At 37.5% G+C, this 21,885-nt stretch carries 27 protein-coding genes, 1 tRNA gene and 2 pseudogenes; 15 read left to right on the top strand and 15 right to left on the bottom strand.

What is annotated here, in order from left to right:
• Positions 1-49: 49 nt before the first annotated feature.
• The 3 genes from AACL31_RS16150 to AACL31_RS16140 all read left to right on the top strand — a co-directional run bounded on the left by AACL31_RS16150 (position 50) and on the right by AACL31_RS16140 (position 2,552).
• The gene (locus AACL31_RS16150; RefSeq protein ID WP_310513026.1) at positions 50-1,522 is read left to right on the top strand and encodes an NAD-dependent succinate-semialdehyde dehydrogenase; all 1,473 of its coding nucleotides are present in this window, start codon (positions 50-52) and stop codon (positions 1,520-1,522) included.
• Between the two features lie 318 nt (positions 1,523-1,840).
• Entirely contained in the window at positions 1,841-1,996 is a 156-nt protein-coding gene (locus tag AACL31_RS16145; RefSeq protein WP_339053392.1) for a DUF5993 family protein, read from the top strand.
• Between the two features lie 13 nt (positions 1,997-2,009).
• Positions 2,010-2,552 (top strand): disulfide bond formation protein B, encoded by a 543-nt coding sequence (locus AACL31_RS16140; protein ID WP_422389260.1) that lies wholly within the window; start codon positions 2,010-2,012, stop codon positions 2,550-2,552.
• A 164-nt stretch (positions 2,553-2,716) separates the two neighbouring features.
• Here AACL31_RS16140 and AACL31_RS16135 read toward each other — a convergent pair whose 3' ends face one another.
• Entirely contained in the window at positions 2,717-2,917 is a 201-nt protein-coding gene (locus AACL31_RS16135) for an asparaginase domain-containing protein (RefSeq protein WP_339054026.1), read from the bottom strand.
• Between the two features lie 101 nt (positions 2,918-3,018).
• On the opposite strand from AACL31_RS16135, the gene AACL31_RS16130 reads away from it, so the two are divergent.
• Together AACL31_RS16130 and AACL31_RS16125 are read left to right on the top strand one after the other, a co-directional pair.
• Positions 3,019-3,180 carry a hypothetical protein gene (locus tag AACL31_RS16130; protein WP_339053391.1) on the top strand — a complete coding sequence of 54 codons (162 nt, stop codon included), beginning with the start codon at positions 3,019-3,021 and terminating at the stop codon, positions 3,178-3,180.
• Between the two features lie 59 nt (positions 3,181-3,239).
• Positions 3,240-4,922, top strand: a complete 1,683-nt coding sequence (locus tag AACL31_RS16125) for a hypothetical protein (RefSeq protein WP_339053390.1) — start codon at positions 3,240-3,242, stop codon at positions 4,920-4,922.
• On the opposite strand, the pseudogene AACL31_RS16120 reads toward AACL31_RS16125, so the two are convergent.
• From AACL31_RS16120 to dnaQ, 6 genes and pseudogenes are all read right to left on the bottom strand, one after another.
• A pseudogene (locus AACL31_RS16120) lies at positions 4,909-5,124 on the bottom strand (class II fructose-bisphosphate aldolase); the annotation flags it as partial. The gene AACL31_RS16125 and the pseudogene AACL31_RS16120 overlap by 14 nt on opposite strands.
• A gap of 61 nt (positions 5,125-5,185) precedes the next feature.
• Complete coding sequence (gene pgk, locus AACL31_RS16115) at positions 5,186-6,337, bottom strand: phosphoglycerate kinase (protein WP_339053389.1); 1,152 nt, start codon at positions 6,335-6,337, stop codon at positions 5,186-5,188.
• 76 nt (positions 6,338-6,413) lie between these two features.
• Positions 6,414-7,445, bottom strand: coding sequence for an erythrose-4-phosphate dehydrogenase (epd, locus tag AACL31_RS16110; RefSeq protein WP_339053388.1), 1,032 nt, complete (start codon positions 7,443-7,445; stop codon positions 6,414-6,416).
• Positions 7,446-7,713: 268 nt separating this feature from the next.
• Entirely contained in the window at positions 7,714-9,708 is a 1,995-nt protein-coding gene (gene tkt, locus AACL31_RS16105; RefSeq protein ID WP_339053387.1) for a transketolase, read from the bottom strand.
• A 328-nt stretch (positions 9,709-10,036) separates the two neighbouring features.
• Positions 10,037-10,113: transfer RNA gene (locus tag AACL31_RS16100), tRNA-Asp, on the bottom strand.
• 117 nt (positions 10,114-10,230) lie between these two features.
• A complete protein-coding gene (gene dnaQ, locus AACL31_RS16095; RefSeq protein WP_339053386.1) occupies positions 10,231-10,995 on the bottom strand; it encodes a DNA polymerase III subunit epsilon in 765 nt (254 codons plus the stop codon).
• Between dnaQ and AACL31_RS16090 the strand changes: the two are divergent.
• Positions 10,988-11,138: pseudogene (locus AACL31_RS16090) on the top strand (RNase H family protein); the annotation flags it as partial. The gene dnaQ and the pseudogene AACL31_RS16090 overlap by 8 nt on opposite strands.
• Here the strand turns inward: AACL31_RS16090 and AACL31_RS16085 are convergent.
• From AACL31_RS16085 to AACL31_RS16055, 7 genes are all read right to left on the bottom strand, one after another.
• Positions 11,135-12,232, bottom strand: coding sequence for a hypothetical protein (locus tag AACL31_RS16085; RefSeq protein WP_339054025.1), 1,098 nt, complete (start codon positions 12,230-12,232; stop codon positions 11,135-11,137). The pseudogene AACL31_RS16090 and the gene AACL31_RS16085 overlap by 4 nt on opposite strands.
• An 82-nt stretch (positions 12,233-12,314) precedes the next feature.
• Positions 12,315-12,593, bottom strand: a complete 279-nt coding sequence (locus AACL31_RS16080; protein WP_310512970.1) for a major capsid protein — start codon at positions 12,591-12,593, stop codon at positions 12,315-12,317.
• A gap of 2 nt (positions 12,594-12,595) precedes the next feature.
• Positions 12,596-12,820 carry a hypothetical protein gene (locus AACL31_RS16075; RefSeq protein WP_310512969.1) on the bottom strand — a complete coding sequence of 75 codons (225 nt, stop codon included), beginning with the start codon at positions 12,818-12,820 and terminating at the stop codon, positions 12,596-12,598.
• Positions 12,821-12,829: 9 nt separating this feature from the next.
• A complete protein-coding gene (locus AACL31_RS16070; RefSeq protein ID WP_310512968.1) occupies positions 12,830-13,123 on the bottom strand; it encodes a DNA-binding protein G5P in 294 nt (97 codons plus the stop codon).
• A gap of 101 nt (positions 13,124-13,224) precedes the next feature.
• A complete protein-coding gene (locus AACL31_RS16065; RefSeq protein ID WP_310512967.1) occupies positions 13,225-13,452 on the bottom strand; it encodes a hypothetical protein in 228 nt (75 codons plus the stop codon).
• A gap of 17 nt (positions 13,453-13,469) precedes the next feature.
• Positions 13,470-13,943: a phage/plasmid replication domain-containing protein gene (locus AACL31_RS16060; RefSeq protein ID WP_310513616.1), complete on the bottom strand. Its 474-nt coding sequence runs from the start codon at positions 13,941-13,943 to the stop codon at positions 13,470-13,472.
• A 248-nt stretch (positions 13,944-14,191) separates the two neighbouring features.
• Complete coding sequence (locus AACL31_RS16055; protein ID WP_310512965.1) at positions 14,192-14,404, bottom strand: hypothetical protein; 213 nt, start codon at positions 14,402-14,404, stop codon at positions 14,192-14,194.
• 190 nt (positions 14,405-14,594) lie between these two features.
• On the opposite strand from AACL31_RS16055, the gene AACL31_RS16050 reads away from it, so the two are divergent.
• The 9 genes from AACL31_RS16050 (at position 14,595) to AACL31_RS16015 (ending at position 20,880) form a co-directional block, all read left to right on the top strand.
• Positions 14,595-15,878: a phage/plasmid replication protein, II/X family gene (locus AACL31_RS16050; RefSeq protein ID WP_339053384.1), complete on the top strand. Its 1,284-nt coding sequence runs from the start codon at positions 14,595-14,597 to the stop codon at positions 15,876-15,878.
• A 20-nt stretch (positions 15,879-15,898) separates the two neighbouring features.
• Positions 15,899-16,192, top strand: coding sequence for a DNA-binding protein G5P (locus AACL31_RS16045; protein WP_310513614.1), 294 nt, complete (start codon positions 15,899-15,901; stop codon positions 16,190-16,192).
• 9 nt (positions 16,193-16,201) lie between these two features.
• Positions 16,202-16,300, top strand: coding sequence for a tail virion protein G7P-2 (locus AACL31_RS21135; protein WP_422389259.1), 99 nt, complete (start codon positions 16,202-16,204; stop codon positions 16,298-16,300).
• Between the two features lie 91 nt (positions 16,301-16,391).
• Positions 16,392-16,643 (top strand): major coat protein, encoded by a 252-nt coding sequence (locus AACL31_RS16040; RefSeq protein WP_310513228.1) that lies wholly within the window; start codon positions 16,392-16,394, stop codon positions 16,641-16,643.
• 41 nt (positions 16,644-16,684) lie between these two features.
• Positions 16,685-17,779, top strand: a complete 1,095-nt coding sequence (locus tag AACL31_RS16035; RefSeq protein WP_339053383.1) for an attachment protein — start codon at positions 16,685-16,687, stop codon at positions 17,777-17,779.
• Positions 17,779-18,120, top strand: coding sequence for a Head virion protein G6P (locus tag AACL31_RS16030; RefSeq protein WP_310513164.1), 342 nt, complete (start codon positions 17,779-17,781; stop codon positions 18,118-18,120). Before AACL31_RS16035 ends, AACL31_RS16030 begins: the two co-directional genes overlap by 1 nt.
• Positions 18,121-19,170, top strand: coding sequence for a zonular occludens toxin domain-containing protein (locus AACL31_RS16025; protein ID WP_339053385.1), 1,050 nt, complete (start codon positions 18,121-18,123; stop codon positions 19,168-19,170).
• Complete coding sequence (locus AACL31_RS16020) at positions 19,151-20,440, top strand: secretin N-terminal domain-containing protein (protein ID WP_339053382.1); 1,290 nt, start codon at positions 19,151-19,153, stop codon at positions 20,438-20,440. Before AACL31_RS16025 ends, AACL31_RS16020 begins: the two co-directional genes overlap by 20 nt.
• 161 nt (positions 20,441-20,601) lie before the next feature.
• Positions 20,602-20,880: a transcriptional regulator gene (locus AACL31_RS16015; protein WP_339053381.1), complete on the top strand. Its 279-nt coding sequence runs from the start codon at positions 20,602-20,604 to the stop codon at positions 20,878-20,880.
• A 581-nt stretch (positions 20,881-21,461) separates the two neighbouring features.
• Here AACL31_RS16015 and AACL31_RS16010 read toward each other — a convergent pair.
• Positions 21,462-21,770: a hypothetical protein gene (locus AACL31_RS16010; protein ID WP_310513659.1), complete on the bottom strand. Its 309-nt coding sequence runs from the start codon at positions 21,768-21,770 to the stop codon at positions 21,462-21,464.
• Between the last annotated feature and the right edge of the window lie 115 nt (positions 21,771-21,885).

Here is a 21,885-nt window from a genome sequence, read left to right as displayed (position 1 = left end):
AAGATAAATATCGAATGGTATACCATCCATAAATTCTGGAGAAAAATCAATGGAAAATAATCTCATTAATTCTCCCCTTTTCCGTCAACAAGCCTATATTAACGGTCAATGGGTCGATGCTGATAAGCATTCAACATTTAATGTTATCAATCCTGCTAATGGTGATGTAATTGCTAAAGTCAGTGATTTAGGCAAAATCGAAACACAAAAAGCTATCGATGCCGCTGACAAGGCATTACCCGCATGGCGTGCAATGAGCGCAAAACAACGCAGTCAGATTTTAAATAAATGGTTTTATCTGATTATGGAAAATCAGACAGCCTTAGCAGAAATATTGAGCCTGGAGCAAGGTAAATGCCACAGCGAAGCAATGGGTGAAATAACTTATGGCGCTAGTTTTATCCAATGGTTTGCGGAAGAAGGAAAGAGAACTTATGGTGAAACAATTCCTTCTCCTGTCGCTGATTGCCGAATAATGACTATCAAACAAGCGGTTGGTGTCGTAGCTGCCATTACGCCATGGAATTTTCCCAATGCCATGATCACAAGAAAAGTTGCCCCTGCCCTGGCTGCTGGCTGTACCGTTATTCTAAAACCCGCGGCTGAAACACCTCTATCAGCTTTAGCATTAGCAGTACTGGCTGAGAAAGCAGGTATTCCTGCTGGTGTTTTAAATATTGTACCCAGTACCGATGCAAAAACAGTTGGTTCGGTTATGACAGCAAGCCCGATAGTCCGCAAATTAACCTTCACTGGCTCAACGCAAGTGGGGAAATTATTAATGGCGCAGTGTGCTAATACAGTCAAAAAGATCTCATTAGAGTTAGGCGGCAATGCACCTTTTATTGTTTTCGATGATGCTGATTTAGAAGCTGCTGTTCAAGGTGTATTAGCAGCAAAATTTCGCAATAGTGGACAGACTTGCGTTTGTGCTAATCGTATCTTGGTTCAAGCAACTATATATGACGAATTCGCAAAACGACTTAGTGCAGCTGTAAAAACTCTGCGCGTCGGGCCAGCAAGTCAAAAAGATGCTCAACTAGGACCGTTAATTAATCAGCAAGCCATCGACAAAGTAAAACAACATATTACGGATGCTATCGCGCATGGGGCACACCTGTTAACCGGCGGCAATGTTGCCTCACAAGGAAAATTATTCTTTGAACCAACGATATTGACTGATGTAAATAACCAAATGAAAATCGCTAAAGAAGAGACATTTGGCCCATTAGCACCATTATTTAAATTTACTGACGAATCAGAAGCAATTCAGTTAGCTAATGAAACCGAATTTGGCTTAGCGGCCTATTTTTATTCACGCGATATTAGCCGTATCTATCGAGTTGCTGAAGCATTGGAAACAGGTATGATTGGCATTAATGAAGGACTCATCTCTAATGAAATGGCGCCTTTTGGTGGTATTAAACAATCAGGACTCGGGCGCGAAGGCTCCCATTATGGTATCGATGAATTTTTAGAATTAAAATATCTCTGTTTTGGTAATATTAAAACGACTACATAATTTAACTTAATGAAATATTAATAATTTTTATAAAAAATGAAAATTTGAGGGTAATGTTAACCTGATAAAATTAGTTGCATTGACCCTCTGTGTTTTAAAACTCTATAGAATTTTAATTTAACACTAGATGATCTTGTATTGGATTGCTTTTTGCTAATAAATGCAGTTTATTAACAACTTTTGACAACAATTAGTTAACAACTATAATTTATAATTAAAAATATCACTTTAATATATTATTATAAAATATATTATTTATATTGATAATATTATTGTGCATATAAAATCGAATAGTTAATGTTATGCTAATAGGATCTTATGATGTTTTTACCTTTTTTCATCGCTTTTCTGGTCACTATCTCACTTATTCTCAAACAGAGAAAACTAAGTTATATCCTTTTATTAATGCTGTTTATTATAACTATCTTATTATTTAAATATCATGCAAGCGATAATATCAACCTATCGTTTTAGTTAGAGAATTATGATGAAAACACTATCTTCAACAAAAGTTATTTCTAATCTGAATATTCTAGGACTATTAGGAATATCTGTAACATTAATCATTGCATTCTATTATCAAATTATATTACATGAAATACCCTGCCCACTATGCTTATTACAACGAGTGGGTATTATAATGATAGGTATCGGTTTTCTATTTAATCTTATCTTTGGTATTAATCAGCGTCATTATAGTATAATTATTCTTAGTTCTATCACCATATGTATCACTGCAACCCGCCAAGTATTAATTCATATTCTGCCAGGTGATCCTGGATATTATTCTACAGTCTTCGGTTTGCATCTTTATACTTGGTCGCTAATTTTCTCCTTAGCCATCATTCTGTTCGTTTGTGTATTAATGTTATTCAATAGCGCTGAAATACAAGTAGCAAAATCCCCTGCCAGAGAAATAGCGATTTATCTATTTGTATTTTTAATACTCGCTAACCTTATATCCACAATATTGGAGTGTGGGCTGACACAATGTGTTGATAACCAAACATTTTATAAATTATTAAATTAAAAATCTAATTTATTATCAATTGAAAATTCGCAGTTATAGTATAAATTTTAGACAGTTGAAAATGTCTGCCCTAAAATGTCTATTAAATCGTTTTAAAAAATATTCGTTGTGTTTAAATCGATTAAACAGATATTTAATGCGGTTTGCTATTGCCTATGCTCACGCTAACAAAGCCCTATCTGCGTCATGTCCAGCGCGTCAAGGATGTATTTATTCATCATAAGTATCACACCCTGCCTGACGTTGTCTGGTGACGCTACCGTCACGATTACGTCGTGCAAGTTTGCCGGCGCGTCAGAAATAAATGCAGTCACCGGACACATCACACCCACCAGCACAACAGCTTTCTCACCCTTTACCGTCAAGTTTAGCAAATAGGCGATTTCCTCATTAGTATCGCTACCATGGGTTATTCTAAATTAAAAGTCTTGTTTTGTTAGCAACGGCAAATTAGGCAAAAAACACATTGGCTAAACATACCGCAGCAGCCTCTATAGAATTTACCTATCGTCACTCCATTAATCTGGATGATACCCACTTAAGTCTTGTTGATAATAACAACGGCAATATAGGATCCTGCGTCAATAAAGTGGCTGACTATCCGATCAAATTTGGATTACTACAATAATTATTTTTCTTCTATGCTTGATTCTTTATTTATATTCTATTTTTTATGGAGTTCGTGACGTGTTTCCAATAAATAATTTATCAACGGTTGCTCATGTTGCTTTGCCCAATAAAAATGATCCAACCAACATGCTGTTGCAGCAATTAATATCATCTTCTGCTCATATTCAAGGGGAAACTCGCTTGCTTCCTAACGGACTAACTGCTCGCGATAATTTTCCGTTACTATTTCAGGTTGTCCTCGATCCGGTAAATGAACAGCCTGAAATAAATGGATTTCAACCTTCACATGACTTTAATTCCTTATACCCAATGATTGGAAAACAAGGAGAAACAACCATTGTTGCCGGAAATTATGATGAAATTGTACGATATGTATCCCGCAATCAAGCCTATGCGGTTTTTGCTATTGCCGCGCTTGGATTACCAGCGGTTTCATTGAAACAGAATTTTGATGATCCTGACACTAGTGCTATAGCGTTGCTATTTTCTGTAACAGGGAGTTTAGAAAGAGCAATAAGTTTTGATGAAACACATATCTTAGGCCCGGTAGATCCAGAACGGGTGGTTTTATTGCATGCACCCTACAGTAATATTAATACTTTACAACTAGAAGTGGCTGAAAATCTTTCACGAACTTATCAACAAGTAGTAAATAAATATATGAATTCCTCTAACCACAGTACTTTTGATATCTGGTTCAGTCTCTATCCCCAATATGAGGCTTTATCTTCATATTTTATAGGCAATGAACTTACACAACAGCAGATAACTAATGGTAATTTAGAAAGAAAAGTCGAGTCCAATAACATTCCTCATAATTCACTCACTGAAAATACTCATCTAGCTCACACGATGGTAAATGGAGAAAAAATAAGATCAGTAACCCCTGAGATATTAAAAGAGATAGTGTTATTAGGTGCAAAAGGGATCGCAAAAGCCGGTGGACTAACAAGGCTCAGTGAAAAATATAATGTGAATTTGAGTACTTTAAATAATTACCTCCATGCGGATGGCACACTGACGGTTAGAGGGAAAGTTTTTTTAGGTGGTAAATCCAATAAATTAACCCCTGAACTATTAAAAGAGATGGCGTCATTAGGTGCTGAAGGGATCGCAAAGGCCGGTGGATTGAGAAGGCTTAGTCAACAATATAACGTGAATTTGCATACCTTAAATAGTTATCTTAATAAAAAGGGCACGCTTACGGTTAATGGAAAAAATTTTTTAGGCGACAAATCCAGTAAATTAACCCCAGAGCTATTAGAAACAATAGCGTCATTAGATGCCGAAGAGTTTACAAAGGCCGGTGGACTAACAGGGCTCAGTGAACAATATAACGTCAATTTAACTACGCTAAATAATTACCTTGACAAAAATGGCATGCTTAAAGTTAGGGGGAAAATTTTCTTAAGTGGTAAATCGAACAAAATAACCCCTGAGCTATTACAAAAAATAGCGTCCTTAGGTGCTGAAGGGTTTGTAATAGCCGGTGGATTGAGAGGGATCAGTGAACAATATAACGTAAATTTGGCGACCTTAAATAATTACGTTGATAAAAACGGCACATTCACTGTAAGGGGAAAAAGTTTTTTAGGCAACAAATCCAATAAAATAACCCCTAGGCTATTAAAAACAATAGCATCATTAGGTGAGGAAGGGATCGCAAAGGCCGGTGGATTAATAGGGATCAGTAAGCAATATAAGGTGAATTTAAGTACCTTAAAAATTTACCGGCGATAAACGCAGCACCACCGTTAAAAAATTGGACAATTACCGGAGAACGAACTTTAGCAGCGGTTTCCAAAACAGCATTAATCGAATCTGTACCGACACAATTGACTGCCGGCAACGCAAATTTATGTTCTTTTGCAACGGCAAAAACTTTTTGCACATCATCGCCGGTAATAACACCTGGTTTTACAAAATCAAAAATCTTAGACATGAGATAAAATCCTATTATTGGACAGGTGAACAGTGCTACCTGTCATTTTCTTCAGATATAATTACTGTTTTGCTCGTTCTTCTAACACAACAACTGCAGGTAATTTTTTACCTTCCACAAATTCAAGAAAAGCGCCACCGCCAGTAGAAATATAAGAAATTTTATCCGCAATACCAAACAGATCAATCGCCGCTAATGTATCACCACCACCTGCAATAGAAAAAGCTTCACTTTCTGCAATCGCTGCGGTGCCGTGGCGAAAATTAGGGAACTCGAAAACCCCAACCGGACCATTCCATAAAATCGTTTTTGCTTTTTTAAGAATACCCGCCAAACGTTCAGCCGTTTCATCGCCTAAGTCCAAAATCTGCTCATCATCTTTAACATCATTGACAGATTTCATTACCGCCTCGGCTGTTTCAGAAAATTCAGTCGCTACACGAACATCAGTAGGTACAGGAATATCGCAAGTAGATAATAATTTTTCTGCTTCTGGGATCAAGTCATCTTCATATAAAGAACGGCCGACTTTATGACCTTCAGCTGCGATAAAGGTATTGGCAATACCGCCTCCCACAATAATTTGGTCGGCAATTTTTGCTAAAGAATCCAAGACAGTTAATTTAGTCGAAACTTTTGAACCACCAACGATTGCAACCATTGGCCGAGCAGGCTCTTTCAATGCTTTACCTAATGCGTCCAACTCAGCAAATAACAGCGGCCCTGCGCATGCTATAGGAGCAAATTTTGCCACACCATGGGTTGATGCCTGAGCACGGTGCGCCGTACCAAATGCATCCATTACATAGATGTCACAAAGTGCAGCATATTGCTTAGATAAGTTTTCATCATCCTTTTTTTCACCCCGGTTGAAGCGTACATTCTCAAGAACCACCAGCTCGCCATTAGCAACTTCAACTCCATTTAAATAATCTTTTATTAAACGAACAGGATAGTCGAGCTTATCTGCTAAATAGTCTACAACGGGTTTCAATGAAAATTCCTCATTATACTCACCTTCAATCGGGCGACCTAAATGAGACGTTACCATTACCTTTGCGCCTTGCTTTAAAGCGGTTTCAATCGTCGGTAAAGAAGCACGGATCCGTGCATCAGAGGTAACTTTGCCATCTTTGACAGGAACGTTTAGGTCAGCCCGGATGAATACTTTTTTACCCGCTAGATCTAAATCGGTCATCTTAATTACAGACATGGTGAATCCTCTCGTTGATTCTCTAAATTATTAATCTTCTGCTGTGTATGGAGAGCAATATTCCCCATACTGTCTGTCAACAGATAGATTTGTTGAAACCAGTAGCAGCCATTGCTAATGTCGTATCAAGCATACGATTGGCAAAACCCCACTCATTATCGCACCAAACTAAAATCTTAATTAGGTGTTGCCCACTAACTCGTGTTTGCGTACCATCTACAATAGCACTATGTGGGTCATGATTAAAATCTGTTGATACTAACGGCAATTCAGTATAATCAACTATACCACGAAATGAACCTTCTGCTGCTTGTTGCAACAGCTGATTGACTTTAGCTACCGTTACTTTAGATCTTACCGTCACACTGAGGTCGATCGCCGTTACATTGATAGTTGGTACGCGAACCGATATCGCTTCAAAATGATCTTTGAATTTTGGCAATATTCGTGTGATCCCAGCAGCCAATTTGGTATCAACAGGAATAATAGATTGGCTAGCGGCGCGTGTACGACGTAGATCTTGATGATAAGCATCAATAACCGGCTGATCATTCATTGCAGCGTGAATCGTTGTCACTGTACCAGACTCAATATCCAAAGCATCATCTAATATTTTAATCACAGGAATAATACAATTTGTGGTACAAGATGCGTTTGATACCAGTTGATCGCTATTTTTCAAACTGGTTTCATTAACCCCATAAACAATAGTTGCATCAAGATCAGTACTTCCCGGATGAGAAAATAGCACCTTTTTTGCGCCACTTGATAAATGCGCAGAGCCATTGGCCTTTGAGCCATAAACACCGGTACAATCGAGTACTACATCAATATCCAATGCTCGCCATGGTAGTTTTTCAATCTCAGATTGATGAAAAAGATGAATACTGTCATTACCTACAACTAACAAATCGTTATTCAGGCGCACATCATAAGCAAATCGGCCATGACTAGAATCATACTTTAATAAATGCGCTATTCCTTCCGAAGTAGCAATTTCATTAATTGCAACAACAGCAATTTGAGCTCGGTGATCTGATTCATAAAGCGCTCTTAATATGCTACGCCCTATTCGCCCAAAACCATTAATTGCCACTCTAACTACCATACTCTTCCTTCAATATAACAACTGATTTGTTAATGGCTAAGAATACCGATAATTACAGCTTTTGTACTGAGGATTTTTGTCGTCAATCATAAAAAGTGTGCTTTTGATCAATAAATCTAGCAATTTTGCCAAAATGAAACGTTTCAGCTTAATTTAAATGCACTACAACATAAAAAAAGATCGCAATAGCGCATGATTATCTGCTGAAATAAAAAGAGCGTATCTAATCATATAAAGCTGATCAATACGCTCATATCATTTTCATCAATTACGGCAATAAAGCTTTAGCCTTCTCTATCACATTTTCCACACTAAAACCAAACTCTTTAAATAAAACCTCTGCCGGTGCTGACTCACCAAAAGTATGCATACCAACAACCCCACCGGTTGTGCCAACATATTTGTACCAATAATCGGCAATACCCGCCTCAACAGCCAATCGTGCAGTAACTGAAGAGGGTAATACAGACTCACGATAAGCGGCGTCCTGTTTATCAAAAGTATCCGTTGATGGCATAGAAACCACTCGTACTTGATAGCCTTCGGCAGTCAATTTTTCATAAGCGTTAACCGCTAATCCAACCTCAGAGCCAGTTGCAATCAAAATAAGCGCGGGTGTTTTTTCGCTATCTTTGAGCACATAAGCCCCTTTAATAATGTTGGCTAACTGTTTAGTATCACGTGGTTGCTGTTCAAGATTTTGACGGGAAAAAATCAACGCACTTGGCCCCTCATTACGCTCAATCGCATACTGCCAGGCAATGGCCGATTCAACCTGATCACAAGGACGCCAAGTACTTATATTAGGCGTCAGGCGCAAACTGGCTAATTGCTCAACAGGTTGATGGGTTGGACCATCCTCACCCAGACCAATAGAATCATGAGTATAGACAAAAATACTGCGAATTTTCATTAACGCAGCCATGCGTACTGCATTACGTGCATACTCTACAAACATTAAAAAGGTTGCACCATAGGGTATAAAACCACCATGCATGGCAATACCATTCATAATAGCCGACATACCAAATTCACGTACACCATAGTGAATATAATTACCTGCTGGAGAATCTTTTATTGACTTAGACGCTGACCACATAGTTAAATTACTGGGAGCTAAATCAGCGGAGCCGCCTAAAAGTTCTGGCAATACCTTACCGAAAACCTCCAACGTATTTTGTGAGGCTTTACGGCTGGCAATATTAGCAGGATTGCGTTGTAATTCCACAACCAAATTATTTGCAACAGCTTGCCAATTAGTCGGTAATTCACCTTTGGTCCGACGGATAAACTCTTCGGCAAGTTGCGGGAAAGCCCGTTGATACTCAGCAAATTTTTCACGCCAGGTAGCTTCTTTTTGCTGACCAATTTCGCGGGCATCCCAGGCTTGATAAATATCTGCTGGTATTTCAAAAGGTGGATATGACCAATCTAGTGCTGCCCGGGTTTCAGCGATCTCAGTTTCACCTAATGGTGAACCATGCGCTTCTTCGGAACCAGCCTTATGTGGCGAGCCATAACCAATTATCGTTTTGCAGATTAATAGAGAGGGCTTATCGGTAACCTTACGGGCTTGTTCTATTGCTGACTTGATTTGTTCAGGATCATGTCCATCAATACCTTTGATAACATGCCAATGATAAGCGGCAAAACGTTCAGCAGTATTATCTGTAAACCAACCTTCCACCTCACCATCGATTGAAATGCCATTATCATCATAAAAAGCAATCAATTTACCTAATTTCAATGTTCCAGCCAGTGAACAAGCTTCATGCGAAATGCCTTCCATCATGCAACCATCACCCATAAATACATAGGTATAATGATCAACAATAGTATGGTCTGGACGATTAAATTGAGCAGCTAACGTTCGTTCGGCAATAGCAAAACCTACAGCATTTGCAATTCCTTGTCCCAGCGGGCCAGTCGTGGTTTCAACACCTGGCGTATAACCATATTCGGGATGTCCTGGTGTTTTGGAATGAAGTTGGCGAAAATTTTTTAATTCTTTGATCGGTAAATCATAACCGGTAAGATGCAGCAAGCTATAAAGTAGCATAGAACCATGGCCATTAGATAATACAAAACGGTCACGATCTACCCAGTCAGGATCAGCAGGATTATGATCCAGATAGTCACGCCAGAGTACTTCAGCAATATCCGCCATTCCCATTGGCGCACCTGGATGCCCTGACTTTGCTTTCTGTACCGCATCCATACTGAGGAAACAGATAGCATTAGCAAGGATTTTACGAGTGATCATTGTTTACTCCAAATCGAATAAATAGCAAATTTGATACTGATTTTCTCAAGGTCGTTTTGCCATCTTAACAGTTAAAATCTAATCTAGGTATCTGCCCTAAATAATCAGCGGTAACAAAATTTTAATCAATAGCAAAAGAATTAAAAATAAGTGAATGAAACAATAATAACAATCACTGTTTGTACTATAGCGAAAATCAAAACACGAATATCATAATTTTTTCTAAGCAAAAAGGCTGTGAGATTGGATATGATTTTCTGGCAAAAAGAATGTTTATTATCTTAAAATACAGAAAACCCCGAGGCTTATACTCAGGGTTTTATAATATTGGCGGTGCGGACGGGACTTGAACCCGCGACCCCCGGCGTGACAGGCCGGTATTCTAACCAACTGAACTACCGCACCACGGTATAATCGATTTAAGAACGGCCATGATATTACGAATCAGCAATCTATACGTCAATATTTTTTAGAAAAAAAATCACTATTTGCGCATTTTTTCAGATAAAAGTGTAACAATGATTAATGTTTAACCTGATCCTTTTCGCAATCATCGGAACGCCAAAGTGAAATCTTTCCACTTTTCTTTTCAATCAGATCCAGTTTTGCTTCATGGCCAGTAATTTCTTCTTGATTAGCATAAATCACGGTTAATCCCATTGCTGAGCGTTCTATTCGTTTAATATCATCGGTATAGGTTTCACTACCTGGCTCTGAATCAACTGAAAAAGCTAACGAGGTTTGTCCTCCGGTCATTGCCATATAGACTTCGGCCAAGATCTCTGCATCGAGCAAGGCGCCATGGAGTGTACGCTTTGAATTATCGATATGATAGCGATCACATAAAGCATCAAGATTATTCCGTTTTCCCGGAAACAGCTTTCTGGCCAATACCAAGCTATCAGTGATCTGACAAAAGTTTGCTGTCGGTGGAATATCTCTATTTAACTTGGAAAACTCATAATCCATAAACCCAATATCAAAAGGGGCATTGTGGATGATTAACTCAGCGCCGCGAATAAAATCTAAAAATTCATCGGCTATTTCAGCAAAAGTTGGTTTATCTTGTAAAAACTCATCACTAATCCCATGAACTTCGAAAGCTTCAGGATCAACTAATCGTGCTGGTTTTATATAAACATGGAAATGACGACCAGTTAAGCGGCGATTGATCACTTCTACCGCGCCAATTTCAATAATATTATGTCCTTCATAATGGATCCCTAGCTTATGCATACCAGTAGTTTCCGTATCAAGAACAATTTGTCGTGTAATCACAGTGCTCATAGTGCCTTTTTATGTCAGACTTAGGGTTATAAATCACGAATAAAATGAGTTTATCAGAAATGACGAAACAGGTAGAAATTTTCACCGATGGTTCTTGCTTAGGCAATCCAGGCCCAGGCGGTTATGGTATTTTACTGCGTTATAATTTAGTTGAATCTGTATGTGTTTTAGGACGCTCACCACGATAAGAACAGTTATGAACCTCCGTAAAACCACTCTTCCAAATACAATCATTTAACTTACCCGTATCAAAAGCCTCATAAACTGCACGAGATGTACTCGGCTTATACCCTACTGATGTACGTACATATAAACAACCATATTTTTGGAGATAATTATTCCCCATAAAATTAAAGGTATTATAAAATTTATGAGGCTCTTTACGAATAACAGAATTGCCCGAATCGTCATAACTCGTCACATTTTCATACGTTGGATAGACAATGTCAGCACATTCTTTTTCGCTTGGTGAAATAAAATCAGATTGACCAGAAACCGGATTATAAACTTGCTGTGTAGACGGAAAATTAGAAGGTGATTCTAAAACTTTATTGACATTTGGCAATTGCCCCAAAATTTTATTATCACTTTTTTCTTTTTCATCATCTCCTCCATTTCCATCTTCTACCGTTTTTCCTGTTGGATTCCATTTAGCATGACAAGTGCCCTCCTTTTCACTACAAAGCAATAAATCATCATCAGCAATATATTCACAACCATCAACATTAGCATAATAATTACTACCCACTTTTTTTGTATGAAACGAACCCGATAGCGAACTTTTATTCATACAAACTTCTTCCGGCGTTTGTAAATCCTTATTATTATTTTCAGTACCAGAAACAGTTCTTTTAATCTCACCAACAACACGGGCTTTTAACCAAAAACTATCACCGTAAGAATCAACAATTTTCTCAGTTGGCGAACCATCATAAGAACACTCGCTAACCTCAAGTTTAAACTGCGAACTAGGCCACATCTGTTGAAAAGTAGATTGCATATGGTCAAAAAGATCCTGAGCAGATTGTTTAGCTTTACTACAAGCTTCCTGCTGCATAGTGGAATTAATATATTCAACGCGTTTAAATGTTCCGTCTTCTCCCTTAACATCCTTTGATTTAGAAATAACAGAATGATCAAACGTATTTTTATACTCAGTTTTCCACGTTTCAGCATAAGAATAAGACGTTAAAAACAACAATATCAATCCAACCCTTGTATGACTGCCCAGGCGCATAACAGCCCCCACAAAAAACACAGGAAATAAAATCCGATTGTCAGCATCGATATAAAGGGGCATTAATTTGCCCCTCTCCTTGTTACGCACCGCGAACCATACGTAAAACCCACTTAACGCCTGCCATACCTGCATAAACGGCAATAAGACCGCCTGCAACGGCTAAAATACCGGTCATGACAGAGTTAAAGTTAAGCGAATTAGTTAACGTACTGTAGTCAACAGTTGCACCACCTGCAGGTGGATTAGCAAGCACCCATCCAGAACTAAAAGCACCGAATAAACCAATACCTATACTTAAATATAAAGTGCGGAGATTAAGTTTGTTAAAAAACTTATTTAAACCTAATTTAATCAACATAATTAAACACCTTTAAACATATTAATTACTGCACCAAGACCTTTGGAAAATAACCAAAGTCTGATTACCGAGGTAAAAGGAATCCCCCAAAATTGTGCCGCGACTGAATAATCAATATTAAGGAGTTCCTGATATGGCAACTCTTTTATCGTCAATGCCATTGTCTGGCAGTTATTGGTGACTTTTGAACAAATCTCACCGACAATATTATTTTCCTGAGTAGCCATAGCGATCACCTATTCCACTAAATCGAGAAACATTTCAACGTTATGACCCGTTAAGGGTTGCCCTGTCTGCTTATCATGATATCTAAATGAACGTTCAAAACCCGAAATACGGCAAACCAGTTCATTAATTTCTGAATCAATCGCACCCACACGCCGTTTAGAACGAATTTTTACAACAGGCGGTTTAGAATAAGGGTCAGGGTCGGGTAAAATAACGGTGGTATAAACATGTCCATCATTAGAAGTACTGACACGGGTCACTTTTCCACTAATCACCGTTTGATATGAGGGCAATGCAGCCATAATGGTTCACCTTTCTTGATTTATCGTGATATCTAAAATCTCACCGACAATATTATTTTCCGGAGCAGCCATAACGATTACCTATTTTAATAAATATCAAATTATTTTGATTTAGCTTCTGAAATGGGCACAAATATTTGATCATAAGCAATTTCAATATTCTGTCGACCTTTATGTAATAATCCAATTTGATAATAACGTTTTATCGCCTCATCTTTTTTATTACCATTTTCATCTTTTTTAAAAAATTCCTTCTCTAAAACTTGAACGTCAGTTTCTTCAATTTCCACCATTAATAAATATCTTGAATCTACCGTTATCATTGCCATATTTAATTCTCTCTTTATTAAGCGACCAGCATTAAATGATTTCTTTCTCTATACCAGTTTGGTTTTTCAACAATATAAGGTTTAATTTCACGCACATTACGCACCACCACACCAGGAAATAACGACACGTTATATTCATCCGCAATATCAATACCGATTTTACGTAAACGTGCCCGATGAACTTGTACTTGTTTTTTATTTAAATCAAAACGTTCACCTAACGTCCATAAATACGCATAAAAAGCGGTTGTATTGGCTGCTCGGGTACTATCAACAATGCCTTTTTCAATTAATTCATTTGCTACCGTTTTTATATCCATGTTCGTCACCGATAATTTCTCTGGTAATGCGATAAATTCATTTAATAACGTTTTTAATTCATCAAATTCTGAATAACCCCAATAACATAATTTATATCGCTGTAAATATTTGCCATGTAATTTCAATTCAAATCTGACTATGCCTTCTAATACCAAATATTCATATAACATCTTTAAATATTTATATTCCTGACTTTCATTTCCAAATTTATTTTCTATTTTCTTCATTGAGTGAATTAATAAATCATACGACTTACAATAAACACTGGGATAAATTAATGAATTATGTACTCTTGTTTCAAATTGAAGCATTTTTACTTTAATTTAACTTTAATTTAACTATTATTAAACATTTTTGATTTCTGAATTTTGGCAGGTTTTTTCATTTTTTTGTTTAGTTTTGATGTCGACAGTAATGGTTATTTCGATTGTTTTTTTTCTTCTTTGTTTATCACATGATGAACTATGTCTTGTTTTGCATCATTTGCATAGTGATCTATTAAATGACTTAGTATGTCCGTCCATTTATAGGGTTTTTTTGTGATATAGCCAACTTCTATTGCTATTTGTTCTAATTTCATTTTTCTGGATATTTTTATTCTTGCAGAAGTAGTGTCTTCTTTTTCTTTCATAGTTGTATTCCTTGTTTCTTGTATGCGTTGTATGCGTTGTATGCATTGCATCCTAGTATCTTTTTCTTATTCTTTATAAGAATTCTTGCATACATGAATTTTTTCAGCTATTTTTAATATAAAAAAGAATTCATGGATTTTTGTATTCAAAAATACAAGATTAAATAGAAAATAGAATAGGATTTTATTTGTGATTGATCTTCTTGAACTCCAAATTCCATTCAAAGACGAGTATGTAACTAGAACATCTCGTGATAGGGAGCATGGAGGAGGATCTATCGATTTTATACAGATTGCTAAATTAAGTGGTATTCGCTTGTCTGCTCGTGATGTGGAATTTGAAATAAAAGGGGATTTATCTGTTCAGGGATTAGCGCATCCTTTTGAATCGTTACCAACGCATTTTGCCAGTTTGGGCATGAAGATTTATCAGGGAACTCATTTGATTTTCCCGCGAGTCAATCTTAAGGCTTCACCTGCCAAGCTCTTACAGGGGCATAACGTATTTGGTTCAACCAATATTGCATTATGTGGTTTGGAGTTAATCACTAATTTAGCGGCTTCCATGCCACATCTTTTTAATTTGTTAGATGTAACGAATACCGAAGTTTCTGAGCTTCATACAACGTTATCAGTGAGATTACCGACGGAAAGTATTTATAAACAGGTGATCGCTTATTTCAAAAATATCAGTCATGGACAAACCAAAGCGACAAAATCCAATGATCATGAATCAACCGTTTATTTTAATCGTGGTTCTAAACTCAGGGAACTGTGCATTTATTATAAAGCGCTTGAACTGGCAAAACGTTTGGGTGAAATACAAAGAAAATTGCGGGCTAATCCTAATGATGACGTGTTGCTTAATCAGTATGCCATTTTAAATGATAAACGCCTGATTGATTTTGCCAATAACCTGTTGAGATTAGAAGGGCGATTAAAAAAACGTTTTTTAAAAGATAACTCGATTCCGGTTAATTTTTCGGCGCTTTGTCTTTATCAACAACAATATGAACGTGGTGGGGCTAATTTAATTTACGATCTGTGGATGAAAAGTTTTGATGATTTGCTGACGGCATTGAGGGGAATGGAAATGAATATTTATGATGATGAACATATTTTTGAACGATTAAAATCTCATTATTATTCTACCACGCCAAAAGGCAACATTTCCTATGCCAAAGCCCAACGGATATTCGGTTTTTATCGCCGTTTAGTCAATGAAGGATTTTACAATGTCCTTAATTCCATGAGTCGAGTGACGTTTTGGCGTTACTTAACTTTATTAACTGATGTTGGTATCAGTAAATCACAATTACAAAATCTCACGGGCGATAAATCTAACGTCATTCCTTTTTATAAAGTTATCCATATCGATTTTTCTCAACAACGTCCTGACTGGTATGTCGAGCCAGTGAGTGTTTTTGAACGTCAAAATACTATTTATCCATTTAAACAAGTTGCAAATGCTTAAATCAAGAAAGGTGAACCATTATGGCTGCATTGCCCTTATATCAAACGGTGATTAGTGGAAAAGTGACCCGTGTCAGTACTTCTGATGATGGACACGTTTATACCACTGTTATTTTACCTGCGCCTGACCCTTATTCTAAACCGCCTATAGTCAAAATTCGTTCTAAACGACGTGTGGGTGTGATTGACTCAGAAATCAATGAACTGGTTTGTCGTATTTCAGGTTATGAGCGTTCCTTTAGATATCCTGATAAAAAAACAGGGCAAATGACACTTGGGTATAACGTTGAAATGTTCCTTGATTTAGCAGAATAGGTAATCGCTATGGCAACAGTAGGGTTACCGGAAGTATATAACCTGATTTTCGAGATTGGAATTGTCTTATGTTTCGGTCTTGGATTTATAGCAGGAAGACAGAGGTAATGGAAATCGTTTATTTATTCTCGGCTTTTGCTATTGGTTGGGGGTTCTCTTACTCCATTTTGGTCTTTAAAAAATTAGCGGAGGTTTCAGTATGAAATTTTTATCTAACGTAAAGGAATTTATTTTAAATAAATATTTAGCGGTATCACTTTTCCTTTTTTCAGGAATGGCCTTAGCGGATGGCGCTACAGGTACAGTGCCTGATTATGCGGGTCAGGCGATGGATTCATTGCTTACTCAAGCGAATACCTTAATTGGTAAAGTTTGGCCTGTTGTGGTTGCGGTTGTTGGCGCAGGGCTGGCAATTCGTTTATTTAAGAAATTTTCTTCAAAAGCGGTTTGATAACCTGATGGGGGTAATGCCCCCACTTTTAGGGGTTATTTATGAATAACTGGCTTTATATTTTTTTATTATTTTCAATTTCCTTTTTTGCTCATGCTGAGTGGGAAACATCTTATCATGAGTTAGAAGTTATTTGGGATCCTGAAAAAGAAAGTGCTGTCAGGCCATGTGCGGAAGCGAAAGATGCGGCTTTAGATTTTTATGAGATTGTTAAAGATTCTTTTGTAAATCAAGGGTATCAAACTAAATATGAGTTAGATAAGAGTTGTAAAGTGCCTTCTGCGAGTAAAGAGCTTGTGTATGTTAAATGGGGTATTACGGTTTATTGGGGTAAGAATGATGAAAAGGATTGTTTAGCAAAACCGATAGAAGCAAAGACTTATTCTAATACTTATAAAATCGGTCGTGATTATTATGTCAATATTGAGGGTTGTCAGTATATTGCAACCGGCACGATTGTACCAATTGGTGATACGGTTGCAGCGGATTGGAAACCGACAGGTAAAGTTGTTGAAGAAGGTGCGGGTAATGGCTTTGGCAGTCATGGAGGTAATCCGGGTGAGGGTTCTGGTGGGCATGAGGGCGGCAGTAGTCCAGGTGGCGGTTCCGGCGGGAATGAAGGAAGCGGTAGTATCGGCGGTGGTTTGGGTGGGAATGGTTTAGATGACGAGGATGATATTGCTTCTGCGGTAGAAACGGCGTTAAAAAAATCGTTAATTGAAGAATATGATAGTGGTAAGGATACTTCAGAGGCGACTAAAAAAACCGATGAATCATTAAAAAGTATTTCTGGGTCGTTTGATAATTTATTAAGAGGGGCAGGTAATTTTGCTGATCCTGATACGACTTTATATGGTCAAGGAGAATCGGTATTTGATACAGCGGTTAAGATTGCCAGTCCGTTAGAGGTTAAAGAGGGATCTTTTTGGCGTTCAATTTTTAGTCATGTGTCTATTTTTCCTAATGGTCAGGGGTGTTCTGATTTTATTCTTTTTGCAGACGACGTTTATGAAATCAGAATTGGGTGCGATAAGTTAACCGCAATAAAATCATTGCTTTCGTGGGCAATGGCAGCATTGACGTTTTGGTATGTTTTCACTTCGTTAACTTCGTTGTTACGCAAGGGAGGTGATTAATGCCCGTATTATTAGGACTTGCAGCGGTATTACGTTATTTAACGGGTTTTGTTCCTTTGGTATTAAGTTATATCGCGGTGTTATTTACTAAATTAATCACGAGAACGGGATTAATTGTTACGGCTTTAGTTTCGCTTATTATGACCACAATGATAACCGCGTATGGTTATTTTATTGAAATTGCAGTGACGTATTTACCGACTGATTTTTCCCATTTAATGACATCGATTTTACCCGATAATTTTCATGCTTATATTATTGCGATTATGTCAACCCGAATTGTGTTTTTTTTATTTGATTTAAAAGAAAGGCTTTTAAATTATGCCCACAGGATTTTATAAATGGCGGTTTATTTTGTCACAGGGGCATTAGGCTCTGGAAAATCATTAATTTCCGTGGCGAAGATTCAGGATAAATTAATAAAGGGTTGTCCGGTGGCGACAAATATCGATTTAAAACCGCATAATATGCCCGCTGTGGGTAAAATGGCGAAGAAAATAATGATTTATCGTTTACCCGATAAACCGACGTTATTTGATTTAAATGCCATTGGTCGTGGTAATAAAACGTATGATGAAAAATTAAATGGGTTATTAGTGCTTGATGAATGTGGCACTTGGTTAAATACCCGCAGCTGGAATGATAAAAGCCGTCAGTCTGTTTTAGACTGGTTTTTACATGCCCGTAAAATAGGCTGGGATATTATTTTTTTAGTGCAAAATATTTCATTAGTCGATAAACAGGCCAGAGAAGCGTTAGCCGAGCATGTGGTTTATTGCCGACGGCTTGACCGCTTTGCCATTCCATTGATTGGGTCATTATTGAGTATTATTTTTGGTGCCAAAATATCCGCGCCAAAAATTCATTTAGGGATAGTTAAATATGGCGATAATATTCAATCGCCTGTTGTTGAACGTTGGATATATCGTGGTACGGATTTATATGATGCTTATGATACTAAACAACAGTTTTCTTCTTTTTATAATAAGGGCGTTTATTGTCTTTTATCGCCTTATTCTATTTATGGGCGTTATCAACAACCCTTAACGTTAAGTAAAATTATGCGATTAACACGTATTTATTTAAAACGTTTTTCAAAATTAAGATTATTAATTTCAGGGTGTTTATTGGGTATTTCTATAGGTTATTTTTTTATTCATTATCCTCAAAAAGAAATATTAGAAACACAGGTCGTTAACCAATTAGAAATAAATAAATTAAAAATAAAATCATTTAAATTATTAGGTGATGAAACGCGGATTTTATTTTTAATGGATAATGAAATGATTGAATCCGGTGAACTTATTCAACAAGGTTACAATATTGAAGTGATGAGTGCCTGTAAAATGAGAATATACGGGAGGGGAAAAAATGCGCTGGTGTCTTGTTAGTTTTATCCTGCTATTTTCATTAAATACGTTTGCTGAAAAAATTGCCATGACCAATGTGCCAATATTTGAATTTGTGGATTGGTATTCCAGAAAAACGGGGAAAGGGGTGATTGTGCCTAATGATTTTAATGAAAAAATTACCGTTTATAATTCCGATATTTCACCTGAAAATTTACCCGCTTTCTTTGTGTCGGTGATGGCGTCTAGAGGTTATGAGGTCAGTCCCGGTAATCCGGTGATTATTGCCAAAAGTCATCAAGGCAATTATGGCATTTCACCTTTGGATAAGGCGTTAGAGAATCCATTTCCGGAAGGGTCAAGTCTGAATTATTTGCCAGATTATCCTACGCCACAACGGGGTCATTTTTTCACGCAAAAAACGCAAATCTATTCGTTTCATCATGTTCTGGTTAAAGATATTTTTTCTGTTATTGATATCTTTCTGAAATCCTCACCTTATTCAGGCGGACAGGTGGCGATTGATGAGGGCAATAATAGTTTGGTTGTGACGACAACGCCAGAGAATCATAAGCAGATACAATCTTTTTTGCCATCTATTGATATACAACGAACGCAAGTGTTAATTGAGAGTATCATGTTTGAAACCACTGACGGCAGTAATTTTGATTTTTCTTTTGGCGTAGGGAAAAAATCAGGGTCAACGGTGGCAGGGGGAGTAAATACGGCTACGCTGGGCGATATTTTGTCCAGTAGCGGTGGGTCATTTGGCATTTTTTCAGGCAATGTTTTAGGTTTGGCATTAACGGCGGTTCAGGGTGATAAGCACAGTAAGTTATTATCTGTGCCGCGTATTTTGACTTTATCCGGTAAACGCGGATTGATTTCATCCGGTCAGAATGTGCCGATTGTGACGGGTAAAATTATTGGTCAGGGTGTTGATGTTAAAAATCCTTTTCAGACCATTGAGCGACGTGATGTAGGGATTTCGCTTGATGTAACACCGGTAGTGTTGAATGGTGACAGTGTCATGTTAACGGTGAAATCCAAAGCGGACAGTGTTTCAAATATTTCTAATGCAACGGATATTGTTTTTAATCAACGCTCAATTGATACGACGGTTCAGTTGAAAAATGGCGATACGTTGTTGATTGGGGGATTAATCCAGCATAATGCGGTCAACTCCACCTCTTCGGTTCCTTTTATTTCTGCCATTCCGTTGATAGGTTGGTTGTTCGATGCTCGGTCAGATACGAAGGATAATACGGTGATGTATATTCTGATTAGAGCACGGGTACTGAATGTTGTTTAACTGACGGAAGGCCATACCCTAGCAGGCGCAGCCTGATGGGGTATGGTTGGAGTCAGTTGTTACATGTTGTTTGTTAAGCGTTAAGTTGTTTTTTAGCGCTGTATAGTCAGACTTCCGATCTGACTATACAGCTATCACATAAACCTACGTTGGCGGTCTATATGACTGTGTTCGATCCTACTCAATATCCAGAGTTACGCAATCTTTTTCCTGAATTAACGCCAGTGCAGTTTGAAACGGCATTGTTGTTTGCTTTTGGCATTCCGCAAAAAGAAATCTCCGTACTGCGTTCAGTGGCTTATAAAGTGGTGAGACAGACGATAACAGAAGCGAGAATGAAATTTGAGCCAGCGTCATTAACTGGATTATTAACGGTATTTCATGTTCGTTTAGTGTTATTTGCTTTGTATGATTGCCAGCAACGCATTTGTAAGACATAAAAAAGCGGATTAGTCTAGGTGCGTTAAACGCACCTAGGGTATTTTATTCGATGAGATAATATCGATTTGGTATTAGGTCATAACTTCTAAAATTAATCGTAAATACCGCCACTTCTGATTTTGAGTCGCATCACACCAGATATCAGGGAAACCCGCTACTTTATGGCGGGTTTTTTTATGCTTTAAAATGTCCGTCAGGACATGTAAGGCGGCAGATTGCAATCACAAAGATAACCGAATGGAAAACCGCCGAAGCCAGGGGGGACTTATCGGGTAGCAAGGAACCCCCGCGTTAGCGTTCCTGCCAAGCCATCTTTTTACGATAAATAAAGCGACTCAGCAGTTTGAGGGTCGAAGACAAGCGAATCGTTTAGCGATGATTGATTTTTTATTTGCTTTTGTTTGTTGTTTAATTTTACAAAAAATCAATAAAATTATTATTTGTAGATAAGCTTCGGTAAAATGCCATTAAGGTTCGCATAATATACAACGCCGTTATGTTGAATAGCCGTCTGCGAAAATAGCTCCTCGCAGACGGCGGCCATTTACACATAACGCCATTGTGCGAACCTGCGGTTATGTCAATTTAGATAACCTGACTTGACGCTAAGCCCAAATAAGGGGTTTTCGATTAACGGAACAACTACAATATCGAATATGTCAGGCTCAGGTAATAGTTTCGCATCTATGGCTGCTTCAAAGGGTGTATCTGCAAAATAAGCTACTTCAAGATTATCTGTGTAGATAGGCATCCCAAACTTATTTTCTTTCATTGTCACAAAGCGACGATTAATTGTATTGAACAGAGTATAACCGATGACGTCAGGGTTATTTTCTGTAAATGCAATTTCCATTTCTTTTACTTGTTTTTTTAGCTTTTTCTTTTTCATTCACATCAGCCATTTGTTAATTAAAATTATGTACTCTTGTTTCAAATTGAAGCATTTTTACTTTAATTTAACTATTATTAAACATTTTTGATTTCTGAATTTTGGCAGGTTTTTT

The sequence above is a fragment of the Arsenophonus endosymbiont of Crataerina pallida genome, from assembly GCF_964020125.1.
Lineage (GTDB): Bacteria > Pseudomonadota > Gammaproteobacteria > Enterobacterales > Enterobacteriaceae > Arsenophonus > Arsenophonus nilaparvatae.
Note: the sequence above shows the minus strand (reverse complement) of the source record. Positions and strands in the feature narration are given on the sequence as shown.

What these genes read in the sequence shown, in the direction of transcription:
- AACL31_RS16150 (WP_310513026.1), top strand. Translation starts at nt 50, where the DNA reads ATGGAAAATAATCTCATTAATTCTCCCCTTTTCCGTCAACAAGCCTAT.
- AACL31_RS16145 (WP_339053392.1), top strand. Translation starts at nt 1,841, where the DNA reads ATGATGTTTTTACCTTTTTTCATCGCTTTTCTGGTCACTATCTCACTT.
- AACL31_RS16140 (WP_422389260.1), top strand. Translation starts at nt 2,010, where the DNA reads ATGAAAACACTATCTTCAACAAAAGTTATTTCTAATCTGAATATTCTA.
- pgk (WP_339053389.1), bottom strand. Translation starts at nt 6,337, where the DNA reads ATGTCTGTAATTAAGATGACCGATTTAGATCTAGCGGGTAAAAAAGTA.
- epd (WP_339053388.1), bottom strand. Translation starts at nt 7,445, where the DNA reads ATGGTAGTTAGAGTGGCAATTAATGGTTTTGGGCGAATAGGGCGTAGC.
- tkt (WP_339053387.1), bottom strand. Translation starts at nt 9,708, where the DNA reads ATGATCACTCGTAAAATCCTTGCTAATGCTATCTGTTTCCTCAGTATG.
- dnaQ (WP_339053386.1), bottom strand. Translation starts at nt 10,995, where the DNA reads ATGAGCACTGTGATTACACGACAAATTGTTCTTGATACGGAAACTACT.
- AACL31_RS16085 (WP_339054025.1), bottom strand. Translation starts at nt 12,232, where the DNA reads ATGCGCCTGGGCAGTCATACAAGGGTTGGATTGATATTGTTGTTTTTA.
- AACL31_RS16080 (WP_310512970.1), bottom strand. Translation starts at nt 12,593, where the DNA reads ATGTTGATTAAATTAGGTTTAAATAAGTTTTTTAACAAACTTAATCTC.
- AACL31_RS16075 (WP_310512969.1), bottom strand. Translation starts at nt 12,820, where the DNA reads ATGGCTACTCAGGAAAATAATATTGTCGGTGAGATTTGTTCAAAAGTC.
- AACL31_RS16070 (WP_310512968.1), bottom strand. Translation starts at nt 13,123, where the DNA reads ATGGCTGCATTGCCCTCATATCAAACGGTGATTAGTGGAAAAGTGACC.
- AACL31_RS16065 (WP_310512967.1), bottom strand. Translation starts at nt 13,452, where the DNA reads ATGGCAATGATAACGGTAGATTCAAGATATTTATTAATGGTGGAAATT.
- AACL31_RS16060 (WP_310513616.1), bottom strand. Translation starts at nt 13,943, where the DNA reads ATGTTATATGAATATTTGGTATTAGAAGGCATAGTCAGATTTGAATTG.
- AACL31_RS16055 (WP_310512965.1), bottom strand. Translation starts at nt 14,404, where the DNA reads ATGAAAGAAAAAGAAGACACTACTTCTGCAAGAATAAAAATATCCAGA.
- AACL31_RS16045 (WP_310513614.1), top strand. Translation starts at nt 15,899, where the DNA reads ATGGCTGCATTGCCCTTATATCAAACGGTGATTAGTGGAAAAGTGACC.
- AACL31_RS21135 (WP_422389259.1), top strand. Translation starts at nt 16,202, where the DNA reads ATGGCAACAGTAGGGTTACCGGAAGTATATAACCTGATTTTCGAGATT.
- AACL31_RS16040 (WP_310513228.1), top strand. Translation starts at nt 16,392, where the DNA reads ATGAAATTTTTATCTAACGTAAAGGAATTTATTTTAAATAAATATTTA.
- AACL31_RS16035 (WP_339053383.1), top strand. Translation starts at nt 16,685, where the DNA reads ATGAATAACTGGCTTTATATTTTTTTATTATTTTCAATTTCCTTTTTT.
- AACL31_RS16030 (WP_310513164.1), top strand. Translation starts at nt 17,779, where the DNA reads ATGCCCGTATTATTAGGACTTGCAGCGGTATTACGTTATTTAACGGGT.
- AACL31_RS16025 (WP_339053385.1), top strand. Translation starts at nt 18,121, where the DNA reads ATGGCGGTTTATTTTGTCACAGGGGCATTAGGCTCTGGAAAATCATTA.
- AACL31_RS16020 (WP_339053382.1), top strand. Translation starts at nt 19,151, where the DNA reads ATGCGCTGGTGTCTTGTTAGTTTTATCCTGCTATTTTCATTAAATACG.
- AACL31_RS16015 (WP_339053381.1), top strand. Translation starts at nt 20,602, where the DNA reads ATGACTGTGTTCGATCCTACTCAATATCCAGAGTTACGCAATCTTTTT.
- AACL31_RS16010 (WP_310513659.1), bottom strand. Translation starts at nt 21,770, where the DNA reads ATGAAAAAGAAAAAGCTAAAAAAACAAGTAAAAGAAATGGAAATTGCA.